Annotated in this window: 18 protein-coding genes and 1 pseudogene; 11 read left to right on the forward strand and 8 right to left on the reverse strand. The window is 70.3% G+C overall.

Annotated features, from left to right (window positions below):
- Positions 1-6: 6 nt before the first annotated feature.
- On the reverse strand, positions 7-2,277 hold the full coding sequence (locus tag ABJI51_RS24310) for an ATP-binding cassette domain-containing protein (RefSeq protein ID WP_348953678.1): 2,271 nt from the start codon (positions 2,275-2,277) through the stop codon (positions 7-9).
- A gap of 75 nt (positions 2,278-2,352) precedes the next feature.
- On the opposite strand from ABJI51_RS24310, the gene ABJI51_RS24315 reads away from it, so the two are divergent.
- Positions 2,353-3,147, forward strand: a complete 795-nt coding sequence (locus ABJI51_RS24315; protein ID WP_348953680.1) for a TetR/AcrR family transcriptional regulator C-terminal domain-containing protein — start codon at positions 2,353-2,355, stop codon at positions 3,145-3,147.
- A gap of 225 nt (positions 3,148-3,372) precedes the next feature.
- Here ABJI51_RS24315 and ABJI51_RS24320 read toward each other — a convergent pair whose 3' ends face one another.
- The 4 genes and pseudogenes from ABJI51_RS24320 to ABJI51_RS24335 form a co-directional block, all read right to left on the reverse strand.
- Positions 3,373-4,140 carry a methyltransferase domain-containing protein gene (locus ABJI51_RS24320; protein WP_348953975.1) on the reverse strand — a complete coding sequence of 256 codons (768 nt, stop codon included), beginning with the start codon at positions 4,138-4,140 and terminating at the stop codon, positions 3,373-3,375.
- 45 nt (positions 4,141-4,185) lie between these two features.
- Positions 4,186-4,317, reverse strand: a pseudogene (locus ABJI51_RS43590) (putative acetyltransferase); the annotation flags it as partial.
- Entirely contained in the window at positions 4,314-4,544 is a 231-nt protein-coding gene (locus ABJI51_RS24330) for a glutaredoxin domain-containing protein (RefSeq protein WP_348953681.1), read from the reverse strand. The gene ABJI51_RS24330 and the pseudogene ABJI51_RS43590, both read right to left, overlap by 4 nt.
- A 50-nt stretch (positions 4,545-4,594) precedes the next feature.
- Positions 4,595-6,772: a terpene synthase family protein gene (locus tag ABJI51_RS24335; protein WP_348953976.1), complete on the reverse strand. Its 2,178-nt coding sequence runs from the start codon at positions 6,770-6,772 to the stop codon at positions 4,595-4,597.
- A gap of 245 nt (positions 6,773-7,017) precedes the next feature.
- Here ABJI51_RS24335 and ABJI51_RS24340 point away from each other — a divergent pair, with 245 nt between their 5' ends.
- Both ABJI51_RS24340 and ABJI51_RS24345 read left to right on the forward strand, forming a co-directional pair.
- Positions 7,018-7,308, forward strand: a complete 291-nt coding sequence (locus tag ABJI51_RS24340) for a GNAT family N-acetyltransferase (protein ID WP_348953683.1) — start codon at positions 7,018-7,020, stop codon at positions 7,306-7,308.
- Positions 7,309-7,451: 143 nt separating this feature from the next.
- Positions 7,452-8,465: a S1 family peptidase gene (locus tag ABJI51_RS24345; RefSeq protein WP_348953684.1), complete on the forward strand. Its 1,014-nt coding sequence runs from the start codon at positions 7,452-7,454 to the stop codon at positions 8,463-8,465.
- Positions 8,466-8,524: 59 nt separating this feature from the next.
- Here the strand turns inward: ABJI51_RS24345 and ABJI51_RS24350 are convergent, their stop codons facing one another.
- Positions 8,525-9,127 (reverse strand): SAM-dependent methyltransferase, encoded by a 603-nt coding sequence (locus tag ABJI51_RS24350; RefSeq protein WP_348953685.1) that lies wholly within the window; start codon positions 9,125-9,127, stop codon positions 8,525-8,527.
- A 112-nt stretch (positions 9,128-9,239) separates the two neighbouring features.
- On the reverse strand, positions 9,240-10,118 hold the full coding sequence (mtnP, locus tag ABJI51_RS24355) for an S-methyl-5'-thioadenosine phosphorylase (protein ID WP_348953686.1): 879 nt from the start codon (positions 10,116-10,118) through the stop codon (positions 9,240-9,242).
- Positions 10,119-10,365: 247 nt separating this feature from the next.
- On the opposite strand from mtnP, the gene ahcY reads away from it, so the two are divergent.
- From ahcY to ABJI51_RS24395, 8 genes are all read left to right on the forward strand, one after another.
- Positions 10,366-11,808 (forward strand): adenosylhomocysteinase, encoded by a 1,443-nt coding sequence (gene ahcY, locus ABJI51_RS24360; RefSeq protein WP_348953687.1) that lies wholly within the window; start codon positions 10,366-10,368, stop codon positions 11,806-11,808.
- A gap of 663 nt (positions 11,809-12,471) precedes the next feature.
- Positions 12,472-13,335, forward strand: a complete 864-nt coding sequence (locus ABJI51_RS24365) for an adenosyl-fluoride synthase (protein ID WP_348953688.1) — start codon at positions 12,472-12,474, stop codon at positions 13,333-13,335.
- A 33-nt stretch (positions 13,336-13,368) separates the two neighbouring features.
- Positions 13,369-14,745 (forward strand): cation:proton antiporter, encoded by a 1,377-nt coding sequence (locus ABJI51_RS24370; RefSeq protein ID WP_348953689.1) that lies wholly within the window; start codon positions 13,369-13,371, stop codon positions 14,743-14,745.
- A gap of 94 nt (positions 14,746-14,839) precedes the next feature.
- Positions 14,840-16,027 (forward strand): methionine adenosyltransferase, encoded by a 1,188-nt coding sequence (metK, locus tag ABJI51_RS24375; protein WP_348953690.1) that lies wholly within the window; start codon positions 14,840-14,842, stop codon positions 16,025-16,027.
- 4 nt (positions 16,028-16,031) lie between these two features.
- Complete coding sequence (locus ABJI51_RS24380; RefSeq protein ID WP_348953691.1) at positions 16,032-16,610, forward strand: adenine phosphoribosyltransferase; 579 nt, start codon at positions 16,032-16,034, stop codon at positions 16,608-16,610.
- Positions 16,611-16,763: 153 nt separating this feature from the next.
- Positions 16,764-17,420, forward strand: a complete 657-nt coding sequence (locus ABJI51_RS24385) for a LuxR C-terminal-related transcriptional regulator (protein ID WP_348953692.1) — start codon at positions 16,764-16,766, stop codon at positions 17,418-17,420.
- 302 nt (positions 17,421-17,722) lie between these two features.
- The gene (locus ABJI51_RS24390) at positions 17,723-18,385 is read left to right on the forward strand and encodes a response regulator transcription factor (RefSeq protein ID WP_348953696.1); all 663 of its coding nucleotides are present in this window, start codon (positions 17,723-17,725) and stop codon (positions 18,383-18,385) included.
- A complete protein-coding gene (locus tag ABJI51_RS24395) occupies positions 18,385-18,726 on the forward strand; it encodes a DUF190 domain-containing protein (RefSeq protein ID WP_348953697.1) in 342 nt (113 codons plus the stop codon). Before ABJI51_RS24390 ends, ABJI51_RS24395 begins: the two co-directional genes overlap by 1 nt.
- Positions 18,727-18,732: 6 nt before the next feature.
- On the opposite strand, the gene ABJI51_RS24400 is transcribed toward ABJI51_RS24395, so the two are convergent.
- The gene (locus ABJI51_RS24400; protein WP_348953698.1) at positions 18,733-19,704 is read right to left on the reverse strand and encodes a DMT family transporter; all 972 of its coding nucleotides are present in this window, start codon (positions 19,702-19,704) and stop codon (positions 18,733-18,735) included.
- Positions 19,705-19,706 lie beyond the last annotated feature (2 nt).

Here is a 19,706-nt window from a genome sequence, read left to right on the forward strand (position 1 = left end):
AGTCTGTCACTTCCCCAGGTACTCCCGCAGGTGCCGGGCCGTCAGGGTGGACGCGTTCGCGACCAGCTCCGCGGGCGTGCCGGTGAACACGACGCGGCCGCCGTCGTGGCCCGCGCCGGGGCCCATGTCGATCAGCCAGTCCGCGTGCGCCATCACCGCCTGGTGGTGCTCGATGACGATCACCGTGTTCCCCGCGTCGACGATCCGGTCCAGCAGCGCCAGCAGCTGGTCGACGTCGGCGAGGTGCAGCCCGGTCGTCGGCTCGTCGAGGATGTACGTCGAGCCCTTCTCCGCCATCCGGATCGCCAGCTTGAGCCGCTGCCGCTCGCCGCCGGACAACGTCGTCAGCGGCTGGCCGAGCGTCAGGTAGCCGAGGCCGACGTCGGCGAGGCGGTCCAGCACCGTGCGGGCGTTGCCTCCCGGGAAGAACTCGCGGGCCTCGGCCACGGACATCGCCAGTACCTCGCTGATGTTCCTGCCACGCAGCTCGTACGTCAGCACCTTCGGCGTGAACCGCCTGCCCTCGCACTCCTCGCACGTCGACGCGACGCCTGCCATCATCGCCAGGTCGGTGTAGATCACGCCGAGGCCCTTGCACTTCGGGCACGCGCCCTCGGAGTTGGCGCTGAACAGGCTCGCCTTGACGCCGTTGGCCTTGGCGAACGCCGTGCGGATCGGGTCGAGCAGGCCGGTGTAGGTCGCCGGGTTGGACCGGCGCGACCCGCGGATCGCCGACTGGTCGACCACGACGACGTCGTCGCGGTGGGCCAGCGAGCCGTGGATCAGCGACGACTTCCCCGACCCGGCCACGCCGGTGACCACGGTCAGCACGCCCAGCGGGATGTCGACGCTGACGTCCCGCAGGTTGTGCAGTTTCGCGCCGGTGATGGCGACGTGCCCGGTGGGCGTGCGGACCTTTTCGCGCAGGGTGACGCGGTGGTCGAGGTGGCGGCCGGTGAGCGTGCCGGACGCGCGCAGGCCGTCGACGTCCCCGGTGTAGCACAGCCGCCCGCCGTCGGCGCCCGCGCCGGGCCCGAGGTCGACGACGTGGTCGGCGATCCGGATCGTCTCCGGCTTGTGCTCGACGACCAGGATCGTGTTTCCCTTGTCCCGCAGGCACAACAGCAGGTTGTTCATCCGCTCGATGTCGTGCGGGTGCAGCCCGACGGTCGGCTCGTCGAAGACGTAGGTGATGTCGGTGAGGCTGGAACCCAGGTGCCGCACCATCTTCACGCGCTGCGCCTCGCCGCCGGACAGCGTCGCGGACTCGCGGTCCAGCGACAGGTAGCCGAGCCCGATCTCGACCAGCGAGTCGAGGGTGTCGCGCAGGTTGGCCAGCAGCGGCCGGATCGACGGCGCGTCGAGGTTCCGGACGAACTCGGCGAGGTCGCTGATCTGCATCGCGGCGCAGTCGGCGATGTTCCGGCCCTCGATCTTCGCCGACAGCGCGGCCTGGTTGAGCCGGGTGCCGCCGCACTCGCCGCAGGGGGTGAAGGTCGCGGCCTTCTCGATGAACGCCCGCAGCTTCGGCTGCAGCGATTCGACGTCCTTGTGCAGGTAGAGCCGCCGGACCTTCACTGCGAGGCCCTCGTAGGTGACGTTGGTCTTGCCGACCTTCACCTTGCAGGAGTCCTTGTACAGCAGGGCGTCGAGCTGCTCCGGCGTGAAGTCGCGGATCTTGGCGTCGGGGTCGTAGAAACCGGAGGAGAGGTAGGTCTGCACGTACCAGGTGTCCGGGGTGAAGCCCGGGACCTGGATCGCGCCTTCGTTGAGGGAAAGGTCGAAGTCGAGCAGGGCGCCGACGTCCAGATCGGACACCCGGCCGAGGCCTTCGCAGGCCGGGCACATGCCTTCGGGCAGGTTGAAGCTGAAGGCCCCGGACGTGCCGACGTACGGTTCGCCGAGCCGCGAGAAGGCGATCCGCAGCATCGCGTAGGCGTCGGTCGCGGTGCCGACCGTGGAGCGGGAGTTGGCGCCCATCCGCTCCTGGTCGACGACGATGGCCGCGCTGAGATTCTCCAGCAGGTCGACGTCCGGGCGCGACAGGCTCGGCATGAACGACTGGACGAACGCGCTGTAGGTCTCGTTGATCAGCCGCTGCGACTCGGCCGCGATGGTGCCGAAGACCAGGGACGACTTGCCGGAGCCGGACACGCCCGTGAACACCGTGAGCCTGCGCTTCGGGATGTCCAGGTCGATGCCGGTCAGGTTGTTCTCCCGGGCCCCCCGGACCTCGATCACGTCGTGGGTGTCGGCGGCCCGCCTGGGTGAGGTCATACCGTCCTTCTTGGTGCTTTAGGCTGTAAAGTGTTCCTCCGGATACATTACTTTAGGCTGTAAGGAGTCGGCAAGGTGGTCGTCTTCGCGGGTCAGGGCGACGCCCGGCGGTCCATGGAGCTGCTGTGGGGACCGCGCGTGGTCGCGCCCCGCACCGGGCCGGGCCCCAAGCCGGGCCTGTCGGTGGAGGCGATCGTGGCGGCGGCGATCGAGATCGCGGACGCCGAAGGCATGGCGGCGCTGTCGATGCGCGCGGTGGGCGAGCAGCTGGGCCGGACGGCGATGGCGTTGTACACGTACGTGCCGGGCAAGACCGAGCTGGTGGATCTGATGTACGACCGGACGCTGGGCGAGCTGCCGTCGTCGTATCCGCTGTCGTCGGGCTGGCGCGCGGCGGCACTGGCGGTGGCGGACGAGCTGTGGGCGCTGCACCTGCGCCACCCGTGGCTGCTGCAGGTGTCCCCGGCGCGGCCGGTGCTGGGGCCGGGGGAGTTCCACGTCCAGGAGACGCTGCTGTCGGTGCTGGCTTCGACGGGGTTGCCGCTGACGCGGGTCCGCTGGGTGGTGGCGGCGTTGTTCAACATCGTCCGCGGCTCGGTCCAGGCGGCCGCGGAGTCCCGCCAGGCGGCGGCCGAGACCGGACTGTCCGAAGAGGACTGGTGGCAGGCGCGGTCGGCGTTGCTCGGCGAGCTGGCCCCCGACCTCGCCGCGCGGTTCCCGACGGTGGCACGGCTGGGCGACGAGGGCGCGTTCGAGGCCGGCGCTTCCGACGAGCCTTACCTGGAGCGGGAGGCGCGGTTGTCGTTCGAGGCCGGGGTCGAGTTGCTTTTGGACGGTGTCGAGGCGGCGATCGTCAGGGCGGCCGGGTGAGCGCCGGGGTGGGTGGTCTACCGCGGCCGGGTACCTGGCGGGGGAACGCACCCAATAGCGGGCCATCGACCGGCGCGTGCTGAAAGGGACGTTCCTGGCGTCTGATGCGAGGAAAGTCCCTTTCACCGCACCGGATGAGACGAACGTCCCTTTCAGCCCACCCGGGCGCGGCGAATCACCTGGCCGGTGTCGAGTTGCTTTTGGACGGTGTCGAGGCGGCGATCGTCAGGGCTTCCGGGCCTCGATGAGGAACCGGGCCGAGTGGGCGGTGAACGGGCCATCGCGCTCGATCAGCTCGTGCAGCTCGCGCAGCCGGTCCCGGTAGCGCTCGGCCGTGAAGCCCGGGACCAGCCAGATCACCTTGCGCAGGAAGTACACCACCGCGCCGATGTCGGAGAACTCCATGCGCAGCCTCTCCGCGCGCAGGTCCACGACCTCCAGGCCGGCGGCGGTCGCGGCCGCCACCGCCCGGTCCGGGTGACGGCTCTCCCGCACCGACGGCGGCTGCGGCCCCAGGAAGAACTCCACCAGCTCGAACCCGCTGGCCGGGCCGACCTGCTGGGAGAAGTACGTGCCGCCGGGACGCAGGACGCGGGCGATCTCGCGCCAGCCGGTCGACACCGGGTGCCTGCTGGAGACCAGGTCGAACGTCTCGCCCGCGAACGGGAACCCGGCGGTCTCCACGAGCAGGGCGCCACGCGGGCGCAGCCGGGCCGCGGCCTTCGCCACGTTCGGCGGCCACGACTCCGTCGCCACCATCAGCGGCGGGAACGACGGGCAGCCGTCGAGCACCTCGCCGCCGCCGGTCTCCAGGTCGAGGGCCGCCCGCGCCGCACCCAGCCGGGCGCCCAGCAGCCGCTGATAACCCCACGACGGGCGCTCTTCGGTCGCGCGGCCGTCGAGCCAGGAGAAGTCCCAGCCGTCGACGGACGCCGCCGAGGCCTCCGCCACCAGCGTGTCGAACCGGGACTTCCGCTCCGGCGGCGGGGGCACCGGCTTCGCGAGGGCGACCGCGGAGAACGCCACCACGACCGGGCCGCGGCGGGTCTCGATCGTGCAGGAGCCCGCGTCGCGGGCCACCAGGTCGCCCAGTGCGTCGGTGAAGCCGCCCTCGATGCGGTAGCGGACCACCACCCGGGTGCCCAGCGGCAGCTCGCGCAGCAGCTTCACAGCCGCGCGCCCAGTTCCTCGTCCGTCGGCTCGACCAGGAACGTGCCGTCCTCCCAGACGATCGTCGGGATCCGGCGGGCGCCGTCCTGCAGCTCGCGGACGCGGCGCTCGGCCTCGGTGTCCGCCTCCACGTCCACATAGGAATATTCGACGCCCTCGCGGTCGAGCAGCGCGCGGCTGCGCTTCACGTCCGGGCACCAGCTCGCGCCGTAGACCGTCAGCTTCACGAAACTCCCTCCGTCACCGGGTTTCCACGATACCGCCGACGGAGGCGGGATCAGTGGGCTGCCGGGAGGAGGGACGAGATGCGCAGGGAGGTCGTGCCGATGCCGGTGGGGCCGCCGAGGACCGAGCCGGTCACCGGGTGGTAGCGCAGCTCGGTCTCCGTGTAGCGGCCCACGTTCTCGTGCCAGTTCAGGATGCCCGCCATCCAGTTGCGGAACTCCTCGACGTACTCCAGCAGCATCTCCTGCACGTCCGGGGCCACGTCGTAGTCGCGGAAGAGCGCGGGCAGCTCGATCGCCGCCGCGTGCTGGAACTCCGCCAGGCGCGCGTGGACCAGCTCGGTCACCACCTCGAACGCGCGCTGCTCCGGGCAGTCCAGGAAGTTGCGGACCACCAGGACCGCGTTGTGCAGCTCGCCCTCGTACTGGATCTCCTTGCGGTAGGAGTACAGGTCGTTGATCAGGCACGCGACGTCCGTCGCCGAGTGCTCGATCGCCTGGACCGGCCGCGTGCGGTACAGCTCGGGCGGCACCGAACGGCCGTGGGAGAACCGGGACAGGCTCATCGTCAGGTCCGAACCGAACGTCCGGCGGCGCATCTCCACGTAGTCGATCGGGTCCGGGATGCGGTTCTGGGCCTGGTTCGCCATCTCCCACAGCCAGCTGGCCGTCATCGAGTCGACCGCGCGGCGGACCGCGCGCCGGTTCTGCGGGGTCATGTCCGCCGTCGTCCGCGGCCAGAGGTCGGCCAGGCCCGCCTCCAGGGCTGTGGCAGGCACCGGCATCGGCGAGTCGTCCACCGGCATGAACATCGACAGCCGGGCGTTGCACGCCTTCGCCGCCGCGAGGTCGCGGGTCGGGCCGAACACCACCGGGTAGTAGTCGTCGGCGTAGGTGCCCCAGGTCAGCCAGTCGCTGGTGACGTCGAGGCCGTCGGCCGTCGCGTCCGGGTGGATGCCCGCCGCGCACAGCGGGAGGTCGGCCGCGCGCAGCTTCCGCTCGTCCCACACCACGCCGTCGAGGAAGCCGGTGCGCCGCGCCCAGTCGACGTTGCGGCGGCGGGCGGCGTCGAGATGCCGGTTGAGCCGCAGCGGGAACGGCATCTCGACCGACGGCCGCGGGACGTCGACCGCGCGGAACGGCGTCGAGGTGTACGCGCGCAGCCGCTGGGGTGCCGTGGCGAGGACCGACGAGAAGATCCGCGCCGCGGACGTCCCGAGGCCGGCCGCGCCGCCCAGCTCCGGGCCGCCGCGGCTGGCCAGTGCGCCCTCGTTCATGTACCGGCTGGAGCGCAGGTGCCACTCGTGGCCGCCGGACTGCCAGTCCTGCAGGCCCTTGACGTAGGCGAAGGTCGCCGCGCGGGCGGCGGGGTCGACGCCGTGCTCGTCGAACAGCGCGGGCACCTCGGTGAGCGCGGTGTGCTCGAACTGGTGCAGCCGGGAGGTGATCAGGTCGTTGACGGCGTCGGCCGCCTGCTGCGTGGTCAGCCCGAGGAACTTCTCGAAGACCAGCACGCCGTTGGACAGCTCGCCCTCGTCCTGGACTTCGCGCTGGTAGGAGAACAGGTCGTTGCGCAGGTGGACGCTGTCGGCGAAGCAGTCGCGCAGGACCTCCATCGGCCGGGTCGCGGCGATCGCGTCCGGGACCTCGGCGTGCACCGAGTGCTCGACGAGGTTCGCCGACCACGGCGCGCCGCCGACCTTCCGCCGCATCTCGACGTACTCGATGGGGTTGGCGAGCCTGCCTTCGTTGATGTTGGCCAGTTCCCACAGCGACTCGTCCAGCAGCGCCTTCGTGCTCTCGATGAACCGGCGCCGCCAGCCTGCCGAGCGGCGCGGGACCGTCCGGTTCCACAGGTCGGTGAGCCCGCGCTCGACCGGGTTCTCCGGTGCCGCGGTGATTTCGCCTTCGGCGGGCATGAACAGGGTGAGCCGGTCGAGGTAGGTGCGCGCGCTGTCGATGTCGCCGGTGCGCTTGTACAGCTCGAGGAAGTGGTCGTCGAAGTAGAAGACCCAGACGTACCAGTCGGTGATCAGGTCGAGCTCTTCGGCGCCGGCGTCGGGATGGGTGTAGGCGCACAGCAGCGCGTAGTCGTGGGAGTCGAGGTCGTGCTCGGTCCAGATCACCGTGCCGTGCTGCGGCACGTCGATCATGTCCATGCCGCGCGCCCACGCCTTGCTGTGCTCGCGCGCGCCTTCCAGGTGGGGGTTCAGGCGCGCGGGGTAGGGCATGTAGAACTCGGGGAGGACGAACGGCTGCTGCTGCACGCGGTCCTGGCCTTTCCGGTGGCGGCTTCCGACCCGCTGAGGCAACCAAACGACCCGGCGGCCCGCCAAGGGGAGCAGCCGGGTTGCACACGTTCGGGCCCGGCACATCCCCCGGGCGGCCCAGCGGCGGTCACGACCCGGTCAGCACGCGGCGCCCGCGCGTCGCACGATGGGGACGTCCCCGACGAGACCTGCGAGAAGGAGAGCCGATGAGCCGGGTGGCCGACAACCCCGACGAGAGCCGGTACGAGCTGTGGGAGGAGGACCAGCTCGCGGGCTTCGCCGAGTACGACCGGCGCGGCGAGCTGACGGTGTTCACCCACACCGAGATCGGCGACGCGTTCGGCGGGAAGGGGCTGGGCAAGGTGCTGGCCGCGGGCGCGCTCGACGACGTCGTCGCCCGCGGCGGGACGATCGTGCCGGTCTGCCCGTTCATCGCCGGGTACCTGAAGAAGCACCCGGGCTACGAGGAGCACGTCCGGTGGCCGGGCGGGAAGTAGGCCGAACGGGCTAAGCGGGTGGGCGGTCTGAGTCGTATGTCCGGATTGATTGGTTATTAACCAACCTTCGTCGGTGTTGCGTTGGTTGCCCGGCAACGAAAGTGACCGGCGCAGCCTTCCAACCGGCACACTGGAGGAAGTTGATGACTCCCCGGACCGCCCTGAAGACGCTCGCCGTCTTCTCCGCCGCGGCACTGACGACCGGCGTGTGCGCGTCGGCCGCCACGGCGTCCCCGCTGGCCATCGCGCGGGCGCAGGCCGTCGCGATCGGCCAGGCCACGCAGGTGGCGAACGCGCTCGGTGCCGCTTCCGGCGGCATCCACCTCGAAAACGGCAAGGCGGTCGTGAATGTCGTCAGCGACGCCGCGCTGCAGCAGGTGCAGGCCGCCGGCCTGACCGCGAAGAAGGTCAAGTACACCTTCGCCGCGCTCACCGGCGTCAAGAACGACCTGGACGCACTGAAGAACGTGCCGCAGACCGCGTGGGGCATCGACACGAAGACCAACCAGGTCGTCGTGAAGATCTACGACGCGGCGAGCAAGGCGGCCGCCGACAGGGTCACCGCGGCCGCCGCGCAGTTCGGCGACAGCGTCCGCGTCGAGCACCGGACCGGCAAGCTGGAGCTGTACATCGCCGGCGGTGACGCCATCCGGAACAGCCAGGGCCGCTGCTCGCTCGGCTTCAACGTCACGCGCGGCGGCTCGCCGTTCCTGCTCACCGCCGGCCACTGCACCAACCTCGGCGGCACCTGGTCCGGCGGGGACGTCACCGGCGCGCAGGTCGTCGAGAGCGACTGCCCCGGCGCCGACTCCGGCCTGCTGACCCGCCCGAACGGCACCGGACCCGGCGAGATCAACACCGGGCAGCCGATCACCAGCGCGGCCACCCCGACCGTCGGCGAGCAGATGCAGAAGCAGGGCTCGACCACCGGCGGCGGCAGCGGCGAGGTCACCTCGGTGGACGAGTCGGTCAACTTCGACGTCGGCGTGCTCAACCACGAGTTCGGCACCACGGCCCACACCGACCACGGCGACTCCGGCGGCCCGGCCTACGACGGCGAGAAGGGCCTGGGCACCCTGTCCGGCGGCGACACCCAGACCAGCTACTTCTACCCGCTGACCCTGGAGCTGCAGGCCTACGGCCTCGAACTCGCCTGACGGACCCGGCGAGGGTCCCTTTCACACGCGTCGGGGCATGTGAAAGGGACCCTCGCCGCTCACGCTTCCAGGCGCTTGGCCCGGTAGACGGCGTCGGTGTGGTGGCCTTCGCCGCGCGTCTCGCACGTTTCGACGAGCCACTGCCACGGGTCGCCGAGGTAACCGGTGATCTCCTCGGGCTCGAAGTACAGCTCCTCCGGCGGCTTCTGGCCGTCGAACTCGCGCATGGCCTTCGGCGAGTGGCCGACGACCAGCAGCGAACCGCCGGGCCGGATCGCCGCCGCGGCCGCCGTGAAGACGTCGCGGCGCAGCGCCGGGGGCAGGTGGACGTACTGCGCCGAAACCAGGTCGTACTGCTCTTCCGGCTGCCAGGTCAGGATGTCGCGGTGCAGCCACCGCACGCTCACCCCGGCCTCGGCGGCCGCGGCTTCGGCCCGGCCCAGCGCCACGGTCGAGATGTCGGCGGCGTCGACGGTCCAGCCCTGCTTCGCCAGCCAGATCGCGTCCCCGCCTTCGCCGCAGCCGAGGTCGAGGGCGCGCCCGGGTTTCAGGTCCTCGGCCTCCGCGCGGAGGTTGGCGTTGACGTTGCCGCTCCAGATCCGGTCGTCGCGCTGGTACAGCGCTTCCCAGAACTCCTGCTTCACCAGGTCTTCGGCGGTCATCGGCTGATCGTGTGCGTGCGGCATGGCTCCTCCTCGGGGACGTCCCGGCGAGCATGCGCGCGCCGTCCCCGATGAGGCAAACTCCGTTGCCGTTTCCGCAACAGGTCCGGTGTCAGGACAGGTAGGGACCGGCCAGCAGGTCGAGCCGGTCGCGGTCGCCGTCGGACATCGAGGCCGCGTTGGACATGATCGCGTGCGCGAGCGCGTCCTGGCAGCCGCACGTGCGTTCCCCGCGCGGGCTCCGCGTGAAGTGCAGGATCGCCTTCCGCACCGCCGCGACGTTGCGGCGCATCACCTCCGCGACCATCGCCGCGGTCACCGGCTCCTCGTTCTCCCGCCAGCAGTCGTAGTCGGTCACCAGCGCGATCGTCGCCAGGCAGAGCCCGGCCTCCCTGGCCAGTTTCGCCTCCGGCGCCGCCGTCATGCCGATGACGTCCATGCCCAGCGCGCGGTTCACCCCGGCTTCCGCCCGCGTCGAGAACTGCGGGCCCTCGATGCACAGGTACGTGCCCGAGTCGTGCGAAGTGACGTCGGTGACCGAGCCGACCGAGGCGAGTACCTGCTCGCGAAGCCGCGGGCAGAACGGCTCCGCGAACGGCAGGTGCGCCACCAGGCCCCGGTCGAAGAACGTCGACCGGCGGCCCCGCGTGAAGTCGACGAGCTGGTCCGGCACGACCAGCTCGCCCGGCCGCAGGTGCTCGCGCAGGCTGCCGACCGCGCTCACGCTGATCACCTCGCGCACGCCGAGGTACTTCAGCGCGTAGATGTTCGCCGCCACCGGAAGCGACGACGGGGAATGCTGGTGGTGTCTTCCGTGCCGGGCCAGGAATGCGACCCGCCTGCCGTTGAGATCGCCGACGGTCACCACGTCGCTCGGATTCCCGAACGGGGTCGACAGCCGGAATTCGCTGACGTTCCCCAGCCCCGGGAAGTCGTAGAGCCCGCTGCCCCCGATGATGCCGATCTCGGCCTCGACGGAGTTCGTAGCCATAGCCGCTCCCGCCTCTCGGCAGACGAAGTTCGTTGTCCGGCAGGGGATTCGGGGCCGCCGGATGCCCGTGCCGGCGATCGTAGCAACGACGGCGGCGGCTCGGCATGTGCTGATGCGGGTAGCCCGGCCGCGACATTGGTCGTAGTGACGGCGTCGAAGGTGGTGTTTCCGCCCGGTTCCATTGTTCCGGCAGGCAGGCATGTTTACCGTGGCGCCGGAATGCCTCCGCGAAGAAAGGAAGCGCACGGTGCCGACCGGACTTCCCCACCGAGTAGCCGATCTGTCCCTCGCCGCGTTCGGCCGCCGGGAGATCGCACTGGCCGAAGACGAGATGCCCGGCCTGATGGCCGTGCGCGCGGAGTACGCCGCCACGCGCCCGCTCGAAGGCGCCCGTATCACCGGCTCGCTGCACATGACCGTGCAGACGGCGGTGCTCATCGAGACGCTGGTCGCCCTCGGCGCGCAGGTGCGCTGGGCCAGCTGCAACATCTTCTCGACGCAGGACCACGCGGCCGCGGCGGTCGTCGCCGGCCCGCACGGCACGGCCGAGGACCCGCAGGGCGTGCCGGTGTTCGCCTGGAAGGGCGAGACCCTCGAAGAGTACTGGTGGGCGGCGGACATGGCGCTCACCTGGCCCGACGGCCTCGGCCCGAACATGCTGCTCGACGACGGCGGCGACGCCACCATGCTGGTGCACAAGGGTGTCGAGTTCGAGAAGGCGGGCCGCGTGCCCGAACCGTCCACAGAGGACTCCGAGGAGTACGCCGCGTTCCTCGAACTGCTGCGGTCCACCGCCGCCGCGCATCCGGGCAAGTGGACCGAGCTCGCCGGCCGCATCCGCGGCGTCACCGAAGAGACCACCACCGGCGTGCACCGGCTGTACCGGATGGACGGCGCGGGCGAGCTGCTGTTCCCGGCGATCAACGTCAACGACGCGGTGACGAAGTCGAAGTTCGACAACCGCTACGGCATCCGCCACTCCCTGATCGACGGCATCAACCGCGGCACCGACGTGCTGATCGGCGGCAAGGTCGCCGTCGTGTGCGGCTACGGTGACGTCGGCAAGGGCTGCGCGGAGTCGTTGCGGGGACAGGGAGCGCGGGTCGTCGTCGTGGAGATCGACCCGATCTGCGCGCTGCAGGCGGCCATGGACGGCTTCCAGGTGACCACGCTCGAGGAGATCGCCGGCACCGGCGACATCTTCGTGACGGCCACCGGCAACATCGGCGTCATCACCGTGGAGACGTTGTCCCGCATGAAACACCACGCGATCGTCGGCAACATCGGGCACTTCGACAACGAGATCGACATGGCCGGGCTGGCCGCCGTGCCGGGCATCGTGCGCACGACCGTCAAGCCCCAGGTGGACGAATGGCGCTTCCCGGACGGCCACGCGGTCATCGTCCTGTCCGAAGGCAGGCTGCTCAACCTCGGGAACGCGACCGGGCACCCGTCGTTCGTCATGAGCAACAGCTTCACCAACCAGGTCATCGCCCAGATCGAGCTGTTCACCCGCCCCGAGGCGTATCCGGTCGGGGTGCACACGCTCGCCAAACGGCTCGACGAAAAGGTCGCCCGGCTGCACCTGGACGCACTCGGCGTCAAACTCAGCACGCTGACTCCGGAACAGGCCGAATATCTCGGTGTTCCGGTGGAGGGTCCGTACAAACCCGAGCACTACCGTTACTGAACACGGCTTCCCGCGCCCCGACTCGGCTCCACCGGTCGGGCGCGTGCTGAAAGGGCCTTTCCTCGCGTCTGCTGCGAGGAAAGGCCCTTTCGCTGCGTCGGACCTGGACTCACCGAAGCCGCACCAGTGGATCGCGGGTTGGGGTGGTCTGCCGTGGCTTGTCGTGAGTGGTAATGAGGGTTCTAACCCGAATTACCACTCACGACCGCGGGCCGGCGGCAGGGCTCGGCACCTGGGTCGATCCGGGCACCTGGCGGGCGGGCTGGGAGTGGCTGAAGGGCACCTTGCTTGCGTCTGGTGCAGCGAAGGGCGCCTTGCTTACGTCACATGCACTTGAAGATGCCCTTCAGTGCGCGCCGACTCGTGGATCCAGGGTCGGATGAGATGAAAGTCCCTTTCGGTCCACCGGGGCACCTGCGCAGGCCCGGGTGGGCTGAAAGGTGTCTTCGTGAGAAAGCGCGGAAGGCGGCAGCGGAAACTGCGACCATCTGCCTGCCCGGCTGCACCCATCGGCCACATTTACGCGGTCCGCCGATCTTTCCCTTGTCGTCGGGAAATGCTGCTTATAGGGTCGTGTTCAGCGGTTTTCCCCTCCATTCCAGCCACAGTGCGAGGAGCACGTCAATGGCCAACGCCCAGGGCAGGAGCCCGATCATCGCATTCATGAGCGACCTCGGGATCACCGACGATTCCGTGGCGCAGTGCAAGGGACTGATGCTCAGTGTCTGTCCCGACGTCACGATCGTCGACATCTGCCACACCATGAAGCCGTGGGACGTCGAAGAAGGCGCCCGCTACATCGTCGACCTGCCGCGGTTGTTCCCCGAGGGCACGGTGTTCGCGACCACCACCTATCCGGCGACCGGTACCGCCACCCGGTCGGTGGCGCTGCGGATCAAGCAGGCCGCCAAGGGCGGGGCCCGCGGCCAGTGGGCGGGGTCCGGTGCCGGGTTCGAACGCGCCGAGGGTTCCTACATCTACATCGCGCCCAACAACGGCCTGCTCACCTCCGTGATCGAAGAGCACGGGTACCTCGAGGCGTACGAAGTCAGTTCCACCGAAGTGATCCCGGAACAGCCGGAGCCGACCTTCTACAGCCGCGAAATGGTGGCGCTGCCCTCGGCGCACCTGGCGGCCGGGTTCCCGCTGGAGAAGGTCGGCCGTCCGCTGGCCGATCACGAAATCGTCCGGTTCGAGCGGCCCAAGCCCACGCAGAACGAGGACGGCGAGCTGCTGGGTGTGGTCACCGCGATCGACCACCCCTTCGGCAACGTGTGGACCAACATCCACCGTGAGGACCTGGAAAAGGTCGGTGCCGGCTACGGCACCCGGCTGCGGATCACCCTCGACGAGGTGCTCCCGTTCGACCTGCCGCTGAGCCCGACCTTCGCCGACGCCGGACCGATCGGCAGCCCGGTGGCGTACCTGTCCAGCCGTGGCTACCTCGCGCTGGCCCGCAACGCCGCCAGCCTCGCCTACCCGTACAACCTCCAGGCGGGGATCTCCGTCCGCGTCGCGGCCGCCTGACCGTCCGCACCCGCCGTTTCCGGAGGGAAGCCCATGTCGCTCCAATCCGCCGACCTCGCCCGGCTGCTGGTCGCGCTGGCCGCGCTGCTGACCGTGGCGCACCTGGGTGCCCGGCTGTGCACGCTGCTGCGCCAGCCGCCGGTGATCGGCGAGATCCTGGGCGGGCTGCTGCTCGGCCCCACCGTGCTGGGCCTTCTCGCACCGGGCGCCGCGAGCGCCCTCGTGCCGAAGGCCGGTGTCACGCCGGTGGGGCTGGGCGTGCTCCAGGAACTCGGCCTGCTGCTGCTGATGTTCCTCTCCGGCCGTGAGGTGCTCGCCGCCCGCACGCCCACGCGCCGCCGGACCGTCGTCGCGGTGGCGGTCAGCGGCCTGGTCCTCCCGTTCGGGGCGGCGATGGCGAGCGTCGGGCTGTTCGACCACGCCGCCTATTCCGGGCCGCACGGCACCCGGCTGACGTTCGTGCTCGTGTTCGGGATCGGGATCGCGGTGACGAGCATCCCGGTGATCTCCCGGATCATGCTCGACCTCGACCTGCTGCACACGCGGTTCGCCAGGGTGGTGCTGTCCGTGGCGCTGCTGGAGGACGTCGTCCTGTACGTCACGCTCGCGGTGATCCTCGGGCTGGTGCAGGGCAGCGCGGCACCGGTGTTCGGGCTGTGGTCGCTGGTCGGCAGCCGGGACGTCGGCCTCACCACGGTGTACTACGTGACGGCGAGCCTGGTCCTGTTCGCGGTCTTCATGCCCTGGGGGCGGAAGCTGTTCGCGGCACTGGCCCGCAGCCGGTTCAACTTCGTCGAGCGGCGGAGCCCGACCGCGTTCCGCCTGCTGTTCCTGCTGCTGCTCGTGCTCGTGTGCGTGTTCCTCGGCGTCAACCCCGTCTTCGGCGCGATCCTCGCCGGCGTCGCGGCGGCCGGTGCGGACGCCGGTGACCCCGACGCGCGGCGCCGCGAGCAGGCCGAGCACGCCTGGGACGCGCTGAAGAAGGTGTCACTGGCATTGTTCGTCCCGCTCTACTTCGCGGTCGTAGGGCTGCAGCTGGACCTGGTGCACCACCTGTCGGCCGGGTTCTTCTTCGCCTACCTCGTGCTCGCCTGCGTGACGAAGACGCTGAGCGTCTGGCTGGGCGCGCGCCTGGCCGGCGAGCCGCCGCGCAGTGCGGTGGATCTCGCGGTCGCGCTCAACGCCCGCGGTGGCCCCGGCATCGTCCTGGCGACGGTGACGCTGTCGGCCGGGGTGATCAACGAGGATTTCTTCACCGTGCTGGTCATCCTGTCGATCCTGACTTCGCAGGCGGCGGGGCTCTGGCTGCAGCACGCCGGTGTCGGCGGCGATGTACATGGAAGGTCGCACGGCGGCTACCACCTATCGGCATTGCCGGACGACCGGCCGGTGCCGCACACTGGACAGTAATTACTGGGGCGTTCTCGGAAATACCGCCGAACAGCGCTTTCTCGCGCTGCGGCGAATTCGTACCGTCGAAATCTTTCTGGCGCTGGAGGAAATTGTGGGCGACCGGCTGTTCACTTCCGAATCGGTGACCGAAGGGCATCCCGACAAGCTGGCCGACCAGATCAGCGACACCATCCTGGACGCGGCACTGCGGGACGACCCCGGCGCGCGGGCCGCCGTCGAGACGCTGGTGACCACCGGGCTGGTGCACGTCGCGGGCGAGATGAGCCGGATCCCGGACGACGTCGCGGGCCTGGTCCGCCGGACGATCCTCGACATCGGCTACGACTCCGCGCGCCGGGGGTTCGACGGGGCCGCGTGCGGTATCCACGTTTCGCTCGGCGCGCAGTCGCCGGACATCGCCCGCGGCGTCGACCGGTCGCTGGAGACCCGCCACGGCGAGGGCGGCGAGCTCGACCACCAAGGTGCGGGCGACCAGGGCATGATGTTCGGCTACGCCTGCGACGAGACGCCGGAGCTGATGCCGCTGCCGATCGTGCTGGCCCACCGGCTCGCCGAGCGGCTGGCGCGGGTGCGCCGCGACGGCGTCCTGCCGTTCCTCGGCCCGGACGGCAAGACCCAGGTGACGATCGCCTACGAGGACGGGCGGCCGCTGCGGCTGGACACCATCGTGGTCTCGGCCCAGCACGACGCCGGCACCGACCTCGAGCGGGTGCTCGCGCCCGCCGTCGAGGCCGAGGTCGTCCGGCCGGAGCTGGAACGGCTGGACCTGACGGCAGGCGACTTCCGGCTGCTGGTCAACCCGACCGGGCGGTTCGAGCTCGGCGGGCCCGCCGCGGACACCGGGCTCACCGGGCGGAAGATCATCATCGACACCTACGGCGGCATGGCCCGCCACGGCGGGGGAGCGTTCTCCGGCAAGGACCCCTCGAAGGTCGACCGGTCCGCCGCCTACGCCGTGCGCTGGGCGGCGAAGAACGTCGTCGCGGCCGGGCTCGCCGCGCGGTGTGAAATCCAGGTGGCGTACGCCATCGGCCGGGCCGCGCCGGTGTCGCTGCTCGTCGAGTGCTTCGGCACCGAGAAGGCGCCGGTCGAGCGGATCCGCGCGGCCGTCGAGGAAGTCTTCGACCTGCGTCCGGCGGCGATCATCCGCGACCTCGACCTGCGCCGCCCGCGCTACCGGGCCACGGCCGCCTACGGGCACTTCGGCCGGGCCGATCGCGACTTCCCGTGGGAGCGCGTGGATCGGGCCGACGCGCTGCTGGCCGCGGCGCGGATCTGACGCCATGACCGCACTCGCCCCGGCCGTCGCCGCCCTGCTGCGCGGCTACCCCGACTTCCCCGAACCCGGTGTGCTGTTCCAGGATCTCGGCCCGGTGTACGCCGACCCCGGCACCCTGGCCGGGCTCGCTTCCGCCGTGGCCGCCCGGTACGACGGCGCGTTCGACGCGGTGGTCGCGATCGAAGCACGCGGCTTCGTCCTCGGCGCCGCCGTCGCACAGCACGCCGCGAAACCTCTTGTGCTGGCACGGAAGCCCGGCAAGCTGCCGGGCGAGCTGCACTCGGTGGCGTATGCACTGGAATACGGCGAAGCCGTGCTGCAGACGCAGAAGGACGCGTTCGCGCCGGGCGCGCGGGTGCTGCTCGTCGACGACGTGCTCGCCACCGGCGGCACGCTCGCCGCCGCGGGCCGCCTGGTGGAGCTGGGCGGCGGCCGGGTCGCCGGCTACGCCGTCGTGGTGACGATCGCGGCGCTGGGCGGTACGCGGCGGCTGGCCGGAATTCCCGGCTTCAGCGTGCTGACCCTGCCCGCCGGTGCCGCCGATCCGCTGGATTCGTCGACGACCGGACCTGCGCATCGGTAGGCTGGAAAGCCGGGCTGTTCTCCACCTCTCTTGTCCACCGAACGCCGTCCGGGCTGCCGCCGGACGGCCGAGTTCGCTGCACACAGCCACGCTTCGCAACCGCCGCGTATCCCTCCGGGGGAGGTCGTTTTGGTGAAAACGCTCAAGGACTGCATGAGTGTCGTGGTCATGGACAGATATCGCCTGTTCCGCCAGGGAATGACGCAGATGATCTCCGCCGAGGAGGACTTCCGGGTCGTCGGGGAATGCGGTTTCGGCACCGACGCCATCACGCTCGTCGGGCAGTGCCGTCCCGACCTGGTCCTGCTCGACAGCGACCGCGGCGGGGCACAGGCGGTGGGCATGCTGCGCGGGGTCCTGCTGGCGTCGCCGGGTTCCAAGGTCGTCGTGGTCACCGCCCACGACGCGCCGCGGCTCGTCGGCGACCTCATCGCCGCGGGCGCGCACGCCTGCATCCTCAAGAACGCCACGCGCGAGGAACTTCTCGTCACACTGCGCACGGTCCACCGCGATTCGGGACACGTGGTCATCTCGGTGCCCCGCGAAACGCTCAAGGGGATGAACGAAGCCGAGCACGTCCTGCTCTCGAAGCGGGAGTCCGAGGTGCTCGGCCTCGTCGCGGTCGGGATGCGCAACTCCGAGATCGCGCGCGAGCTCTACATTTCCGAGGGCACGGTCAAGCGGCACCTGACCAACGCGTATGCCAAGCTGGGGGCCGAATCCCGGATCGGGGCGGTGAAGAAGGCGATCGCGCTGGGAATCGTGTCGCTGGACGAGGTCTTCGACCCCACGGCGGGCGCCGGGACGTGACGGGTGGCCCCGGTTCGTCACGGGGTGTCCCGCGCAGCGGTGCCCGCCCGGCCGGTCGGCGCGTCAGTCATCCGGCGGTTGTGGCAAAGCCCGAAATCCGCACGGCGCTTTTCCGCGCGCCAATGCGGGAAGCGGCAACTCGAACGGGCTAACCAGTAGGTCGTACTTTCTCTTCGAAAACCTCCGGCCTTGCCCCGGAGTTGTGGACTGTGTCACAGTGGAAGTGGATTGGGGGCTGATCATCGCGCCGGAGAACGGTGACGTCTGCCTGGTTTCGGCGCGCCAAAAGGGGGTGGCTGACCATGGGGGCGGGAACGGATGCCATCAGTATTGTGGTGATCGACGACCAGCAGCTTTCCCGGCAGGGCATGGTCGAGCTGCTCTCCGCCGAACCGGGGATCGACGTCGTGGGGGACGGCGTGCTCGGCCAGGCCGAAGCACTCGCCGTCCGGCTGCGCCCGGACATCGTGCTGCTGGACGGCGAAGTCGGCGACGGCCACGTCGTCAACGGGGTCGGCGGGCTCGCCCGTGCGGCACCCGCGGCCAAGCTGGTCACGGTGATCGAGCACGACGACCCGCGGTTCGTCGGCACGCTGATTTCCGCCGGGGCGCACGCGTATGTGCTGCGCAACGCGACCCGTGACGAACTGCTGGTGACGTTGCGGGCCGTGCACCGCGATTCCGGGCACGTCGTGGTCTCGGTGTCGCGCGCGCAATGGCAGGGGATGAACGGCACGAATGAGCGCATCCTTTCCCACCGGGAGCGCGAAGTGATCATCCTCGTCGCCGCCGGGATGAAGAACGCCGAAATAGCGAGCAGTCTGTTTATTTCCGAAGGCACCGTGAAGCGGCACCTGACGAACGTCTACAACAAGCTGGGGGTGGCGTCGAGAATGGCGGCGGTGAAGAAGGCCGCGGCACTCGGGATCGTTTCCTTCGGCGACTCCGCTCCGCCGGACCGGTGATGCGGCGGCGCCCGCACCGGCGCCCGGCGGGGCCGGTGACGTGCCTGACCGTCTTCGTCGGCCGCGAGCTGTGGCACCACCGCCCGGTCGTGCACGAGATCGTCCGCCGCGCCCACCGGGCCGGGCTGTCGGGGACGTCGGTGCTGCCGAGCGTCGAGGGTTTCGGGGAAACCGGCCGGATCCACGAGCTCGGCAGGCTGGGCTTGGCCGAAGGAACCGGTTACGTGGTGGTCGTGGTCGACACCGAGGAGCGCGTGCGGGCGTTCCTGCCGGATCTGGACGGGCTGGTCACCGGCGGGCTGATCACGCTGGAACCGGTGGAGGTGGTCGAGCGCCGCTGAGGCGGGTCATCCGCCGGGGCGCGTGGATCCGCTCACTTCCGCGCGCCGGGCCGGTTTCGCTTCGCGGCCGGTCATCAGCCGTCCCACGAACGCCGCACCGACGATCAGCAGGCCGCCGGCGATCTGGACCGGGCCGAGAGACTCGCCCGCCAGCAGCACGGCGAACACCGCGGCGAAGACCGGCTCGGTCGACAGGATGATCCCGACCCGCGCGGAGCCGCCGATGCGCGCGCTGCGCAGCTGCGCGAAGAAGGCGAACGACGTTCCCAGCACGCCCAGGTAGACGATGAGCAGCCACGTCGACCCGCCGAGCCCGGCAATCCGGCCCGGCACCCCGGTTTCGAACGCCGCCGAGGAGAGCCCGGCCAGCAGGCTCACCATGACGAACTCGACGAACGTGATGTTGACCAGCGACTGCGGCGCTCCGCGCGTCGAACCGCGGCCGAAGAGGGTGATCTGGAAACCGCGGATCAGTGCCGCCGCAAGGATGATCAGGTCGCCGAGCTGCGGCCGGAAGCCGTGGGCGAGCGAAAGCAGCCCGCAGCCGGCCAGCCCGCACAGCGTCGCGACGTAGACGAGCGCGTGGTAGCGGCGCCGGAAGAGGACCCACTCGAACAACGGGATCAGCACCACCGACACCGTGATGAGGAAGCCCGCGTTCGCCGCGCTGGTGAACCGGACGCCGGCGGTTTCGCAGGCCAGCACCCCGAACAGCAGCGTGCCGAACACCGCGCCGGAGCGGACTTCGTGGGCGGTCAGCGTCCGCAGGGACCGCCACCCCATCACCGCGATGACCGGCAGCGAGCACAGGAACCGCAGGGCCAGGAACGCCATCACCGGCAGCGAATGGCCGACGACCTGCATGACGACGTAGGTCGACCCCCAGATCACCGCGACGAGCACGATGGAGAGGTCGCTGATCAGCAGCCTGCGCTGATGGTCGATCGGATCGGCGACGCGCGCGTCGAGCTGCTTCATCG

It is taken from the genome of Amycolatopsis melonis (genome assembly GCF_040064235.1).
GTDB lineage: Bacteria > Actinomycetota > Actinomycetes > Mycobacteriales > Pseudonocardiaceae > Amycolatopsis > Amycolatopsis melonis.

Bases quoted from the DNA above. Each gene is read 5' to 3' on its own strand.
- ABJI51_RS24390 (WP_348953696.1), top strand. From the start codon at position 17,723: ATGGGGGCGGGAACGGATGCCATCAGTATTGTGGTGATCGACGACCAG.
- ABJI51_RS24345 (WP_348953684.1), top strand. From the start codon at position 7,452: ATGACTCCCCGGACCGCCCTGAAGACGCTCGCCGTCTTCTCCGCCGCG.
- ABJI51_RS24385 (WP_348953692.1), top strand. From the start codon at position 16,764: ATGAGTGTCGTGGTCATGGACAGATATCGCCTGTTCCGCCAGGGAATG.
- ABJI51_RS24335 (WP_348953976.1), bottom strand. From the start codon at position 6,772: ATGCCCTACCCCGCGCGCCTGAACCCCCACCTGGAAGGCGCGCGCGAG.
- ABJI51_RS24350 (WP_348953685.1), bottom strand. From the start codon at position 9,127: ATGACCGCCGAAGACCTGGTGAAGCAGGAGTTCTGGGAAGCGCTGTAC.
- ABJI51_RS24365 (WP_348953688.1), top strand. From the start codon at position 12,472: ATGAGCGACCTCGGGATCACCGACGATTCCGTGGCGCAGTGCAAGGGA.
- mtnP (WP_348953686.1), bottom strand. From the start codon at position 10,118: ATGGCTACGAACTCCGTCGAGGCCGAGATCGGCATCATCGGGGGCAGC.
- ABJI51_RS24380 (WP_348953691.1), top strand. From the start codon at position 16,032: ATGACCGCACTCGCCCCGGCCGTCGCCGCCCTGCTGCGCGGCTACCCC.
- ABJI51_RS24310 (WP_348953678.1), bottom strand. From the start codon at position 2,277: ATGACCTCACCCAGGCGGGCCGCCGACACCCACGACGTGATCGAGGTC.
- ABJI51_RS24370 (WP_348953689.1), top strand. From the start codon at position 13,369: ATGTCGCTCCAATCCGCCGACCTCGCCCGGCTGCTGGTCGCGCTGGCC.
- ABJI51_RS24395 (WP_348953697.1), top strand. From the start codon at position 18,385: ATGCGGCGGCGCCCGCACCGGCGCCCGGCGGGGCCGGTGACGTGCCTG.
- ABJI51_RS24340 (WP_348953683.1), top strand. From the start codon at position 7,018: ATGAGCCGGGTGGCCGACAACCCCGACGAGAGCCGGTACGAGCTGTGG.
- ABJI51_RS24400 (WP_348953698.1), bottom strand. From the start codon at position 19,704: ATGAAGCAGCTCGACGCGCGCGTCGCCGATCCGATCGACCATCAGCGC.